The sequence below is a fragment of the Variovorax sp. 3319 genome (assembly GCF_031456585.1).
In the GTDB taxonomy this organism is placed as follows: domain Bacteria; phylum Pseudomonadota; class Gammaproteobacteria; order Burkholderiales; family Burkholderiaceae_C; genus Variovorax; species Variovorax paradoxus_P.
In genome coordinates this window covers 334,959-347,103 of sequence record NZ_JAVDUZ010000006.1, presented here as the reverse complement: position 1 = coordinate 347,103, position 12,145 = coordinate 334,959, and the positions used below count along the sequence as shown (strand labels likewise).

The 12,145-nt window shown below is 66.3% G+C and carries 11 protein-coding genes; 7 read left to right on the top strand and 4 right to left on the bottom strand.

The features are described from left to right. Positions 1-27 precede the first annotated feature (27 nt). From J2X67_RS14960 to J2X67_RS14950, 3 genes are all read right to left on the bottom strand, one after another. Entirely contained in the window at positions 28-1,218 is a 1,191-nt protein-coding gene (locus J2X67_RS14960; protein ID WP_309954066.1) for a serine hydrolase, read from the bottom strand. Between the two features lie 9 nt (positions 1,219-1,227). Then, a complete protein-coding gene (locus tag J2X67_RS14955; RefSeq protein WP_309954065.1) occupies positions 1,228-1,830 on the bottom strand; it encodes a hypothetical protein in 603 nt (200 codons plus the stop codon). A 117-nt stretch (positions 1,831-1,947) separates the two neighbouring features. After that, a complete protein-coding gene (locus J2X67_RS14950; protein ID WP_309954064.1) occupies positions 1,948-3,105 on the bottom strand; it encodes a citrate synthase family protein in 1,158 nt (385 codons plus the stop codon). A 122-nt stretch (positions 3,106-3,227) separates the two neighbouring features. On the opposite strand from J2X67_RS14950, the gene J2X67_RS14945 reads away from it, so the two are divergent. From J2X67_RS14945 to J2X67_RS14935, 3 genes are all read left to right on the top strand, one after another. Next, positions 3,228-4,181 carry a 2-hydroxyacid dehydrogenase gene (locus J2X67_RS14945; protein ID WP_309954063.1) on the top strand — a complete coding sequence of 318 codons (954 nt, stop codon included), beginning with the start codon at positions 3,228-3,230 and terminating at the stop codon, positions 4,179-4,181. Positions 4,182-4,253: 72 nt separating this feature from the next. Continuing rightward, a complete protein-coding gene (locus J2X67_RS14940; RefSeq protein ID WP_409050501.1) occupies positions 4,254-5,237 on the top strand; it encodes a Bug family tripartite tricarboxylate transporter substrate binding protein in 984 nt (327 codons plus the stop codon). Between the two features lie 49 nt (positions 5,238-5,286). Then, on the top strand, positions 5,287-6,264 hold the full coding sequence (locus J2X67_RS14935; protein WP_309954062.1) for a tripartite tricarboxylate transporter substrate binding protein: 978 nt from the start codon (positions 5,287-5,289) through the stop codon (positions 6,262-6,264). A 243-nt stretch (positions 6,265-6,507) separates the two neighbouring features. Here the strand turns inward: J2X67_RS14935 and J2X67_RS14930 are convergent, their stop codons facing one another. Further along, positions 6,508-7,395, bottom strand: a complete 888-nt coding sequence (locus tag J2X67_RS14930; RefSeq protein ID WP_309954061.1) for a LysR family transcriptional regulator — start codon at positions 7,393-7,395, stop codon at positions 6,508-6,510. Positions 7,396-7,515: 120 nt separating this feature from the next. Between J2X67_RS14930 and J2X67_RS14925 the strand changes: the two genes are divergently transcribed. From J2X67_RS14925 to J2X67_RS14910, 4 genes are all read left to right on the top strand, one after another. Then, a complete protein-coding gene (locus J2X67_RS14925) occupies positions 7,516-8,481 on the top strand; it encodes an alpha/beta hydrolase (protein ID WP_309954060.1) in 966 nt (321 codons plus the stop codon). A gap of 90 nt (positions 8,482-8,571) precedes the next feature. Then, complete coding sequence (locus tag J2X67_RS14920) at positions 8,572-9,363, top strand: SDR family oxidoreductase (protein ID WP_309954059.1); 792 nt, start codon at positions 8,572-8,574, stop codon at positions 9,361-9,363. 45 nt (positions 9,364-9,408) lie between these two features. Next, on the top strand, positions 9,409-10,428 hold the full coding sequence (locus J2X67_RS14915; protein WP_309954058.1) for a LysR family transcriptional regulator: 1,020 nt from the start codon (positions 9,409-9,411) through the stop codon (positions 10,426-10,428). A 137-nt stretch (positions 10,429-10,565) separates the two neighbouring features. Beyond that, a complete protein-coding gene (locus J2X67_RS14910; RefSeq protein WP_309954057.1) occupies positions 10,566-12,134 on the top strand; it encodes an AMP-binding protein in 1,569 nt (522 codons plus the stop codon). The last annotated feature ends 11 nt before the right edge of the window (positions 12,135-12,145 follow it).

Sequence of the window (12,145 nt, the reverse complement as noted above, 5' to 3'; positions counted from 1 at the left end):
AGCCGAGCTTGTCCAGGCACAGCAAGATTACCGCTCCCCCATGCGACAGGGCGCCGCGGCCAACATCCGCGCTGCGCGCAGGAATGCCGCCGGACCGACCCAGCTGACCTTCCAGTTGCCCGCGACCGGCACTTGGCGCTTGTGCGCGATCACCATCTCTCGCTTTGGCACCACGAGGATGTACTGGCCATGTATGCCCCAAGCCATGTACGCACCGTTCAGCGGCGAGCTTTCTGGCTCTTCGAGCAGCCACCACAGATACCCATATCCGAAGCCGCGCCTTGCCGTGTGCGGCGGATGCATCTGTGCAGCGGGCGTGGTCTGGTGCGTCATTTGTTCGACCCAGTCGGCCGGCACGAGTTGCTGGCCGCGCCAATCGCCATGGCGCAGCATCAAGTAACCCAGGCGTGCCATGTCACGCGTGGACAGATAGAAGGGGTAAGCCAAGTGCTGCGAGCGCCGCGCATCGCCGCTGCGTGCGTGGCGGGCCAGCTCAAAATCTTCCAACTGCAGCGGCGTGGCGAGCTCGTCCGCGAAAGCCCGATAGATGCCTCGCCCGGTCAGGCGTTCGAAGATGGTGCCTGCAGCGTTGAAGTCCCAGTTGTTGTACAAAAAATAGCTGCCGGGCACGTGCAATCCACGCGGGGGCGCTGCTCCCGCATCGTCTCCGCCATTGGCGGCAGCGTGGTAGACCCCCGAACGCGCAGCGAGCAGGTTGCGCAGGGTGGCTTGCCGCTCGATCGGCAGCAAGCCGCCCACGTCGTCGATGCCCAGGTCGGCCAGCGTGCGGTCGAGATCGACGGTGCCGTTGGCCACGTATTTGCCGTACATCATCGAGAGCACGCTCTTGCGCACCGAGAACACGATGCTGACCGTCTGGACGGGGCCCTCGCTGAACAGCACGCGGCCGTCCTGCACCGCCATGAGAGCGGTCGTGTCCAGCGTTTGCAGGTAGCTGCGGGTGGCGTCCAGGTCTCTTTGGCAGGCGCCGCCCGGTTCAGGCTCGGGCGCTACCGACCAGGAGGCTCCCGGGAAGACCACCGGCGCTGCAGGCGTTGCGGTAACGCACCCGAAGGGCAGAAGCAGCGTGACGACACATGCGCGGCACAGTTGCCATGCCGGCCCGGAGCAGGCCCGCCTTGCGGGTTTCTTGCCGAAGGATCGGACGAACTTCCGCTCTTGGCCGTCAGGCGGCGTCTTGGTGATCGTCGTCCTCATGCCGCGAGCTCAGCAGTGCTGAACGAATGTTGTGAACGCGCCCTTCGCCGGGTCATGGAAGACATACACCGCCGCCTCGTCATGAAAGTAGTCGGCCACAGGAAACTGCCCCAGGAAGACCAAAGGGCCGGCATCTCCGATGGGCCACGCTGGAGACTGCAACCAGCGCGGGGGCTGCTTGGCGTACTTGAACAGCTCCAGGATTCTCTGACGCAGCCATGCCTTTCTCTGTTTGGGAGGCAGGGACGGCGCGGCATCGAGCAACGAGGCAATGAACTTGACGTCCGCGTCGAGCCAGCGCGGCTGGGCATCGAGCAGCAGCGCGTATTCCGCGGTTGCGGCCGCGGGGAGCGCCGCCTTCACTCCGTGCTTCTGAAGCAACGAGACCAATACGTCCTTTGCGCTGAGCACGTCTCCCGGGTCGCTGAGGTTCAGTCCAATCAGGTAGTGGAATAGCGTAATCCCCGTTTCGCAAAATCGAGGAGCGCTCTCCTCCGAGAGCAGTGTTTCAATGTCCGGATCGCTGTAGAGCTGTTGCTCGAACTCAGGCACCGGGGTTTTTCCAGAGACGAAGTCGCTCAGCCGCTGCAGGGCTTCAGTTGATGGAGGCATTCTCGAAGGCTTCTAGATTGGCATGCGCCGCAAACGACCGATCCTGGCCGACTGTAGCCGGTCACGGCCTTGGCGCTTGGGGCCCCTGGTCGACGCAGTCTGTCTCCGGCTGCTCCACTAGGCACACTCATACGGTTCGGGCACCGGCCCTACATAGCGCCCACGCGGGCGAATGACTTGCGCCACGCCCAGCTGCTCGAGGCTGTGCGCCAGCAGCCCCACGCTGCGTGCCGTTGCGAACAGGCCGAAGGCCGCATCGGCCGGCAGCCGATGGTGCGCCGCAAGCGCGGCCAGCGCCACGTCGATGTTGGGCTGCAGCCCGGTCAGCTTGGTCACCTTGTCGATGAAGCGTGCGATGACCTTCGGCGGATCGAACAGGGCCAGCAACGCAGCCGCACGCGGATCGCCGTCGGGATAGAGATGGTGGCCGAACCCCGCCGGGGACAGGCCGTTCGCCAGGTAGTGCGCCAGCACATGGTCTTCCCCCAGCCGCTCCACCTCGCTGAACAGCGCCCGGACGCGCCCCGAGGCATCGCCATGCAAGGGGCCGGAGAGCGTGGTCAATCCCGCAAGCAGGCATGCGGGCAATGATGCGCCGGTCGAAGCGGCAATGCGCGCGGCAAACGCCGAGCTGGTGAGCTCGTGATCGGCGAGCAGCACCAGCGCGGTTCTCAGCAATTCGGCCACCTTGGCCGGCTGCCTCCATCCTTTCGCAAAGCGCAGATGCAGCGGTTCGGTGCCTGAAGTGGCGCCGAACGCATGGGCCAGCCGGCCCACGAGGCCTTGCGCCTCGGCATGCAGCACCCGCGTGAGGCGTCCCCCGGTGGAATGGCCTGCGGCCGCCAGGCCTGCCAGCGCCGTAAAGGCTGCATCGCGGCCCGGCTTTCCGGCGCGCACCGGCGCCGGGCACGAGAAATCGACCGCGCGCCCGGCGTCCCACAACAGCTGGGCCGCCTCTTCGAGCGTGGCCGTGCGGGCCAGCGCCACGGCATCGCGTCCCCTGTAGTACGGCCGCCCACGGAAGAACGAACAAAGCGCCGTCGGAATGCTCGGCTCCGAGCCGAACAGCGTGTTGGCGGCCAGCGTCTCGTGCTTGCGCCCGGCCTGCTTGCGCTTGGCCAACGCAGCCACGTCTTCGGCGCGGTAGAGCCGGCGCCGCGTATCGGCGGGGTCGGGCATGACTTCCAGCTTGCCGCGGCTCACATACGCGTAGAGCGTCTGGGCCTGCACACCCAGGAGGTTGCACGCCTCGTTCATCGAAATCCAGGAAGCCATCGCGGTGCCGTTCCGAGTCAATTTACATTGATTATATAGATCAATATTGACGCATATATCAATCCATTAATAGCATGCGTCCGACGCCCGGCCCTTCCGGTCGGCGTGAAACGAACAGCGAAATGAAACCCCAAGTCCTCCAGCTCAATCCGATCCTCATTCCCGCGATCAACGACAAGCTCGCGTCGCTCTATGCCGTGCACAAGCTCTTCGAACTGCCAGACCCCGAGGGCTGGCTGCGTCAACACGGCGCAGCGATCGATGCGGTGATCACTGGCGGGCACACAGGCATTTCGCGGGCCATGCTGGAGCAACTGCCAAGCCTGAAGGTGGTGGCCATCAACGGCGTCGGCACCGACGCGGTCGACCTGGCGTACTGCCGCGAACGCGCGCTGCCCGTCACGGCCACGCTGGGCGCGCTCACGCAAGACGTGGCCGACCTGGCCATCGGGCTGCTCATTGCGGCGTGCCGGAACCTGTGCGCGGGCGACCGCTTTGTGCGGGACGGCCAGTGGGAGCTTCATCCCCAGCCCAGTGCCATTCCGCTCGCGCGGCGCTTCAGCGGCATGCGCGTCGGCATTGTCGGGATGGGCCGCGTGGGCCGCGCCTTGGCCGTGCGGGCGGCTGCCTTCGGTTGCGACATCGCCTACACCGACCTGCGCGCAATGGACGACGTTGCGCACCGCTTCGTCCCGAGCTTGCCGGACCTGGCCCGCGAATCCGATGCGCTGGTGCTGTGCGCGGCTGCGGACAGTGCCGAAGGCATTGTCGATGCGGCCGTGCTCGATGCGCTGGGGCCGCGCGGCTTCCTGGTGAATGTGGCTCGCGGCCGCCTTGTCAACGAAGCCGACCTGACGCAGGCCCTGGCCGAGGGCCGCATCGCGGGTGCGGGCCTGGACGTTTTCGTCGACGAACCGCGCGTGCCGCAGGCGCTGCGCCAGTCAGACCGCACCACGCTGCAGGCGCACCGCGCAAGCGCCACGTGGGAGACCCGCACGGCCATGGGCGAGATGGTGCTGGCAAGCATTGCCCAGGCCCTCTCGGGCGAGCGCCCGGCCATGAGCCTGACCACCTGAGCCCCTGAGCCCCTGAGCACTTGCACTCGCGGCAAAGCGACCGCATTCAAAACAAATGAAGGAGACACACCCTTGTTCACTCGACGCCTTGCGATCCCCCTCGCCCTCCCCTTCGCCCTCGCGCTCTTCGCGATGCACCTGCCCGGCTTTGCGCAGACCTTCCCTTCCCGCCCCGTGACGCTCGTGGTTCCGTTCCCGCCGGGCGGCGGCACGGACACCGGTGGCCGCGTCATCGCCGAGCAACTGGGCCGGCGCTGGAACCAGCCCGTCATAGTCGAGAACAGGGGCGGTGCCGCCGGGCAGATCGGCGCCGACTACGTCGCCAAGGCCAAGCCGGACGGCTACACGCTGCTCCTGGGCAACATCGGCACGCAGGCGATCAATCCCCTGCTGTATGCCAAGCTGCCCTACGACGCCGACAAGGCCTTTGCGCCGGTGTCCCTGGTGGCCGAGCTGCCGCTCGCGATGATGGTGCATCCGTCGGTGCCTGCGAAGACCGCGGCCGAGTTCGTGGCGCTGGCCAAGTCGAAGCCGGGCCAGATGAGCTACAGCAGCTCGGGCGCCGGGGGCGCACCGCACCTGGCCGCTGAGATGTTCAAGGACCAGACGGGCTCCTTCATCCTGCATGTGCCCTACCGCGGCGGCGGCCCGGCCATTGCCGACCTGCTCGCCGGCCATGTGCAGCTGTCGTTCATGACCGTGCTGGAGGCCTCCGGCCACATCAAGGCGGGCAAGCTGCGTGCACTGGCCGTCACCGGCGACAAGCGCGTGCCCGCGTTCCCCGACGTTCCCACGCTGGCCGAAGGCGCAGCGCCGGGCTTCAACGCGATCTCCTGGATCGGCCTGCTGGCCCCTGCGGGCACGCCACAGGACGTGGTCGACCGCATTGCAGCCGATGTGCGCGCCGTGCTCGCGGACGAATCGGTCAAGGCACGTTTCATCGGCCTGGGCGGCGTGCCGCGTGCCACCACGCCGCAGGAGTTCACCAGGCTCATCGGCGACGACAGAAGCCGCTACGCCCAGATCATCCGCAGCCGCAAGATCACCGTCGAGTGAGCGCGCGAGCCGCCTTTCACAACAAGAGACCCCCGATAAGGAGACATTCATGCAGCTCGCTTCCCTGTTCAAGATCCTTGCCGTCTCGGCGTCGCTGGCCGCAGTGCCCGCCGTGGCATTGGCGCAGGCCGCCTACCCGGCCCGCGCGATCAAGATCATCGTGCCCGCTCCGCCCGGCGGCGCCATCGACACCATTGCCCGCGTGGTCGGGGACAAGCTCGCGGTGTCGATGGGGCAGCCGGTGATCGTCGACAACCGGCCCGGCGCATCCAACAACCTCGGCACCGACGCGCTCGCCAAGTCGGCGCCCGACGGCTACACCATCGGCATCGTGGGCGGCAGCCACAACACGAACAAGTTCCTGTTCAAGAACCTCGGCTGGGACCCTGAGAAAAGCTTCGAGCCCATCGTCTACACGCACGAGGTTCCGCTGGTGTTCGCCATTTACCCGCAGCTCCCCGCCAAGACGCTGCCCGAGCTCGTGGCATGGATGAAGGCCCATCCGGACGAGGCCAAGGTCGCCACTTCCGGCCGGGGCAGCGCGCAAGAGATGGCGGCCGAGATGTTCCGCATGGCAAGCGGCTCACCGATGCTGCTGGTCCCCTACAAGGGCTCCTCCGCTGCGCATCCCGACTTGCTGGCCGGACGCACCGCGCTCTTCATCGACACCATCAGCGCCATCCAGCCGCAAGTGAAGGCCGGCAATGTGCGCGCGGTGGCCGTGTCCACGCGCAAGCGGACGCAGTCGCTACCCGACGTGCCGACCGCGGACGAACAGGGATTCAAGGGCTACGACGCCAACACGAACGGCGGGTTCCTGGCGCCCGCGGGCACGCCCAAGGCGATCGTCGACAAGCTCAATGCCGAAATCAACGCAGCGCTGAAGCTGCCCGATGTTCGAACCAAGCTGCAAGCTGCCGGCATAGAAATCCAGGGCGGAACACCGCAGGAATACGCCGCGGTGATCAAGGCCGACTTGGCCAAATGGGGCAAGGTGGTCAAGGAGGCGGGCATCCAGCCGGAATGAATCCGGAAGCTTCTAGCTCTCAAAACACCCCGAATACCTTCAACAAGATGATGACGCCAATGGGCACGCCGCATAGCCAAAGGATGATGCTTTTCATGTGACTTTTCCTTGGTGGTGGGTATGCAGCCACGGTAGCCAGCGCCATCTCGGCGGGCGCAGGGAAAAAGCGACCCTTGCGGTAGGAAAATCTCCGCGCCAGTGATCGCCGGCAGGCCACCGTGGCTGTGTGCCGCGCACGTGCCATCACTCTTGTAGAGCATCGACCAGAAAGTCGACCATCAGCCGCACCTTCGCGCTGAGATGCCGACGGCTCGCATAGATCGCCAGGATGTCGACGGGCGGCATGTGATAACCGGGCATGACCTCCACCAGCCGGCCAGCCCGCACATCTTCACCAATCACGAAGCTCGGTTGCCAGATGACGCCGGCACCGGCAATCGCCGCGGCGCGGGCGGTTTCGCCATTGTTGGCGCGCAAGGCCCAGCGCACCCGCACGGACTCCAGCGTTCCGCCGGGGCCGGCAAACTGCCACTCGTCGGACGTCGCACCGTACGTGTAGCCCAGGCAAAGGTGCCTGGCAAGGTCTGCCGGCACCTGGGGCATGCCATGGGCCGCAAGGTAGCCGGGCGAGGCGCAGACCAGGTTCGGCGAGCGGCCCAGACGGCGTGCAATATGGCTGCCCGAGGTGGTGCGCGAGATGCGGATGGCCAGGTCGTAGCCCTCTTCGACGATGTCGACCACGCGGTCGATGAGCGCGATGTCGAGCTCGACGTCCGGGTACTTCGCAATGAACTTCGGCCACAACGGCGCCAGCACGAGGCTGCCAAAGCTCAACGGCGCGTTGATGCGCAGGCGCCCCCGAGGCTGCAATGACGCGGTGGTGGCCAGGGCCTCGGTCTCCGCCACTTCTTCAAGAATCGATTTCGCCCGGTCGAAAAGCGCTTCGCCGCCTTCGGTGAGCGACAGGCGGCGCGACGTGCGGTTGATGAGCCGCGTGCGCAGATGCGCCTCAAGCTCGTTGATGTAGCGCGTCACATTGGCTGGCGAGGTGTCCAGCGCATCGGCCGCCTTGGTGAAACTGCCCCGCGCCACCACGGTGACGAATACCTCGTACGCACGCAATCGGTCCATGGGCGGCACATCCAATCATTCATGAAAGCTGAATGAGTAAACCACTTTTGGCCTCTTTCTGGAAGTGAAGCTGAACCATAAATTCACCCCAGCCCAGAAACCAACAGAAGGAAGTCCAACATGACCGCAACCCGTTTCAACCCCGCCGCCCCCTCCACTCCCACCCGCCGCGACCTGCTTGCCGGCGCGGTCGCAGCCGGCGCCGCCCTGGCCTTTGGCGGAGCCGCACACGCGGCGCCCGCCGCCGACGCGGTGCCGGGCTTCCGCTCGGGCAGCGCCGAAGTGAACGGCACCCGCATCCACTACCGCATGGGGGGCAGCGGGCCGGTTGTGGTGCTGCTGCATGGCTACGCCGAGACCGGGCACATGTGGAACCCGCTGATGCCGCTCCTGGCAAGGACGCACACGGTGGTTGTGCCCGATCTTCGGGGGGCCGGCAATTCCTCGAAGCCCGAGACGGGCTATGGCAAGAAGAACATGGCTGTGGACATCCACGAGCTTGTGCGCTCGCTCGGCATTCGCAGCGTCAGCATCGTCGGGCACGACATCGGCCTGATGGTGGCCTACGCGTATGCCGCGCAGTTTCCTTCGGAGACCGACAAGGTGGTGCTCATGGACGCCTTCCTGCCCGGGATCGGCGAATGGCAGCACGTGTGGCTCCTGCGCGACCTGTGGCATTTTCATTTCCACGGTGCAACGCCGCTGGCGCTTGTAAAAGGGCGCGAGCGCATCTATTTCGAGCACTTCTGGAACGACTTTGCGGCCGACCCCAAGCACTCGGTGCCCGAAGCCGACCGCCAGTTCTACGCCAGGGCCTATGCGCAACCCGGCGGCATGCGTGCAGGGTTTGAATATTTCAAGGCCTTCGAGCAGGATGCGGCCGAGTTCGCCGAACTGGGCAAGACGCCACTGCCCATGCCGATGCTGGTGCTCTCCGGTGAAAAGGCCGGCGGAACCTTTCTGATCGAGCAGGGAAAGATGGTCGCAACCAATGTGCAGGGCGTCATCGTCAAAGGCTCCGGGCACTGGTTGATGGAAGAGGCGCCAGAGCAGGTCATTCCGGCATTGGTCAACTTCCTCGGCTGACGGGGAACTGCTCCCAACTCGCTGCCCGCGGGCGGCACGAACAACAGAACTCGGCGAACATGAACGCCGAACCAACCCAGGAGAACCCACATGGACCTGCAACTCGATGGAAAGCTCGCGCTGGTGAGCGGAAGCACCGCCGGCATCGGCTACGCAATTGCGCGCACGCTGGCCCAGGAGGGCGCAAGCGTGATCGTGAACGGCAGATCGCAAACGGCGGTCGACGAGGCGGCGGAGCGCATCCGTTCGGAAACGCAAGGCACGGTGCTCGGCTACGCCGGCGACCTGAGCCGCGCAGATGCCGCCGAGGAAGCCGTGCGTCGTCATCCCGGCATCGGCATCCTGGTGAACAACCTGGGCATCTTCGAGGCAAAGGCTTTCGAAGATATTCCCGATGAAGACTGGCAGCGCTTCTTCGACGTCAACGTGTTGAGCGGCGTTCGCCTCGCACGACTGGTACTGCCGGAAATGAAACGCGCCAATTGGGGAAGGATCATCTTCATCTCGAGCGAGAGCGCCGTGCAGATACCGACCGAGATGATTCACTACGGCATGACGAAGACCGCGCAACTGGCGGTGTCGCGCGGCCTTGCCGAATCGCTCGCCGGAACGAACATCACAGTGAACAGCGTGCTTCCGGGCCCAACCAGATCGCGCGGCGTCGGCGACTTCGTGGAAGGCATGGCACGCTCGAGCGACAAGAGCTTCGAGCAGGTAGAGGCAGAGTTCTTCGACCACGTTCGCCCGACCTCGCTGATCAAGCGCTTCGCCTCGCCGCAGGAGGTGGCCTCGCTCGTGGCCTACGTGGCAAGTCCGCTCGCCTCGGCGACGACGGGTGCGGCGCTTCGCGTCGACGGCGGCGTCGTCAAGAGCGCCTTCTGACGAACGCGCGATCCATGGACGGCGCGGGTTCAGAATTCAGGGCCTATGGAACTCCGATCGCTGCGCTACTTCATCGCCGTGCTGGAAGCCGGCAGTCTTTCGCGGGCGGCGGGTGCGCTGTACGTGGCGCAACCCGCGCTCACCGCCCAGATCAAGAAGCTTGAGGAAGAGCTTGGCACGCAGCTCTTCGAGCGTTCGCACGTCGGCGTCACGCCTACGGCGGCAGGGCTTCAGCTGTATCACGACGCGCGCAAGCTGCTGTCCGACGCCAGCGCAATGCGCGAGCGCCTGCAGCGCACGCCCGACGGGCCCGAAGGGTCGGTCACGGTGGCAGTACCGTTCCTGCTCGCCTCGCTGCTGCTCGGGCCGGTGCTGGCGCGGCTGAAACAAACGCATCCACGCATTCGCGTGTTCGTCATCGACGACCTGAGCCTGATGGTGCGCAAGGCCATGGTCGAGCGTCGCGCGGACATCGGCATTCTGGTGGACAGCGACGAAGTGAACGGGCTCGACGTGCAACCGCTTGCGCGAGAGGCGATGTTCGTCTGCGGCCACGACGCCGACGGCGAGGTTGCAGCCATGACCGTGCAGCCCGCCGCCGGTGCATCGAAGAAGCGCAAGGCTGCTGCGGTGCCCCGGCCCGAGATGCCCTTCGCCCGGGCGGCCGGCCTGCCGCTGGTGCTGCAATCGCGCCGCTTCAGCATTCGCGCGCAGGTCGAGCGCGCCGCATCGGACCTGGGCCTGGAGCTCAACATTGCGCACGAGCACGATTCCGCTCGCGTGATCCGTTCGCTGTACCTGGCGGGTGCGGGCTTCACCTTCTCGCCCGCCTGCGCGCTGGGCGATGCGCCAGCGGGCGGCAGGCAGTGGCTGGTGGCGCGCGTGGTGCAGCCCGACCTGACGCGCTCCTACTTTCTTGCGACCCCTTCGGCGCGCGAGCCCGACCCCGCGACCCGGGCGGTGATGAGCGTGCTGGTCGAAGAGACCCGCCGCATGATCGCGTCGGGCCGCTGGGAGGCCGAGTTCCTGCTGGGAGAAAAGCCGGCGGCGCCGGCCAGGCCATAGCGCCGGGCGTTCCGGGCCGGCGGGGCCATCAACGCTTTTGATGGCCGCGCATCAGCAATCGGTATTTGTTGTTGCGCGCCTTCCGCTGCCAAAGTTGTCTTCATCCCGTGCCGTGGCGCGGGCATCCAGGAGACAACTTGCAAACCACAACCCCCGACATCGCCAACGTCGGCGAGCTCACATCCCGTGCCGCACGCATTCACGCGAAGCGGCTTGCCGTTACCAGCGCGCAGCGCTCGGTCACCTACCAGGAACTCGAGCAGCGCTCCAACCGCCTGGCCAACGCGCTGTGCGGCCTCGGCCTGCAGCGCGGCGACCGGGTGGGCGTGTACCTGCCGAACTGCATCGAAATCGTCGAACTCGAACTGGCGTGCTACAAGGCTGCGCTGGTGAAGGCGCCCATCAACGCGCGGCTGGCCCCGGTCGAGGTGGCCGAGGTCATCGCGAACAGCGAGGCAACACTGATCGTCACCACCGCCGAACGCGCCGAGAGCTTTCTGCCGCAGCTCAAGGGCGCGCCGCGCCTGCTGCTTCTCGATGCCGCGGAGGGCTCTCCCGCTTCATACGAAGGCGTGCTCTCTCGCGCCAGCGACCGGTTCACTCCAGCGCGGGTGAGCGCCGATGAGCTTGCGGTGCTGCACTACACCTCGGGCTCCAGCGGCGTGCTCAAGGCCGCAATGCAGACCTTCGGCAACCGGCTCGCGCAACTGCGCAAGTTTTTGATGCGCGCCGACAGCCTGCAGCCCGGCGACCTGCTGGGGCTGGTGGGTCCGATCACGCACGCATCGGGCATGCAACTGGTGCCGGCGCTGTGCAGCGGCGCCACGATCCGGCTTTTCAGCGGCTTCGACCCCGGCCGGTTCATCGCGGAGATGAATCGCGAACGCGTGACCCACACCTTCATGGTGCCGACCATGATCAACATGCTGCTGGCCGAGGTGCAGGGCCGCTACCGCCCCCTGCCCGACCTCCGGCGCCTGGGCTACGGCGCCGCACCGATGGCGCCGGCCCGCATCATGCAGGCCATGGACGTCTTCGGCCCGGTGCTCTCGCAAGGCTATGGCGCAGGGGAGACGACCTCGGGCGTGTGCGGCCTGAGCGTTGAAGACCACCTGTTCGCGAGGGCCGCCATGCCCGGGCGGCTGGCGTCGTGCGGACGGCCGTTTCTCGAGTCGCAGGTGGACATCGTGGACGACGAAGGCCAGCCCGTGGCCACCGGCGAGATCGGCGAGATCGTGGTGGGCGGCGCCGATGTCTTTGCGGGCTACTGGCGCGCACCCGAGCTCACGGCCGAGGTGCTGAAGAACGGCCGCTACCACACAGGCGACCTGGCGCGCGCGGACGACGATGGCTATATCTACATTGTCGACCGCAAGAAGGACATGGTGATCAGCGGAGGCTTCAACGTGTACCCGTCGGAGGTGGAGGCGGTGCTGTACCAGCACGCCGCGGTCGATGAAGCGTGTGTGTTCAGTGTGCCCGACGACAAGTGGGGCGAGGCCGTGGCCGCGCACATCGTGCTGAAGGCCGGAGCGGCTGCGGACGCGGCTGCGCTCGACGCCTTCTGCGCCGAACGGCTTGCCGGCTTCAAGCGGCCGCGCCGCATCGAGTTTGTCGAGGCGCTGCAGAAGAACGCCAACGGAAAAATCGCGCGCAAGGTCATCCAGTCGCCGTACTGGGCGGGCCACGACCGCCGCGTGAACTGAGGAGCCGCAAA

What these genes read in the sequence shown, in the direction of transcription:
- J2X67_RS14915 (WP_309954058.1), top strand. Translation starts at nt 9,409, where the DNA reads ATGGAACTCCGATCGCTGCGCTACTTCATCGCCGTGCTGGAAGCCGGC.
- J2X67_RS14950 (WP_309954064.1), bottom strand. Translation starts at nt 3,105, where the DNA reads ATGGCTTCCTGGATTTCGATGAACGAGGCGTGCAACCTCCTGGGTGTG.
- J2X67_RS14930 (WP_309954061.1), bottom strand. Translation starts at nt 7,395, where the DNA reads ATGGACCGATTGCGTGCGTACGAGGTATTCGTCACCGTGGTGGCGCGG.
- J2X67_RS14925 (WP_309954060.1), top strand. Translation starts at nt 7,516, where the DNA reads ATGACCGCAACCCGTTTCAACCCCGCCGCCCCCTCCACTCCCACCCGC.
- J2X67_RS14955 (WP_309954065.1), bottom strand. Translation starts at nt 1,830, where the DNA reads ATGCCTCCATCAACTGAAGCCCTGCAGCGGCTGAGCGACTTCGTCTCT.
- J2X67_RS14960 (WP_309954066.1), bottom strand. Translation starts at nt 1,218, where the DNA reads ATGAGGACGACGATCACCAAGACGCCGCCTGACGGCCAAGAGCGGAAG.
- J2X67_RS14935 (WP_309954062.1), top strand. Translation starts at nt 5,287, where the DNA reads ATGCAGCTCGCTTCCCTGTTCAAGATCCTTGCCGTCTCGGCGTCGCTG.
- J2X67_RS14920 (WP_309954059.1), top strand. Translation starts at nt 8,572, where the DNA reads ATGGACCTGCAACTCGATGGAAAGCTCGCGCTGGTGAGCGGAAGCACC.
- J2X67_RS14945 (WP_309954063.1), top strand. Translation starts at nt 3,228, where the DNA reads ATGAAACCCCAAGTCCTCCAGCTCAATCCGATCCTCATTCCCGCGATC.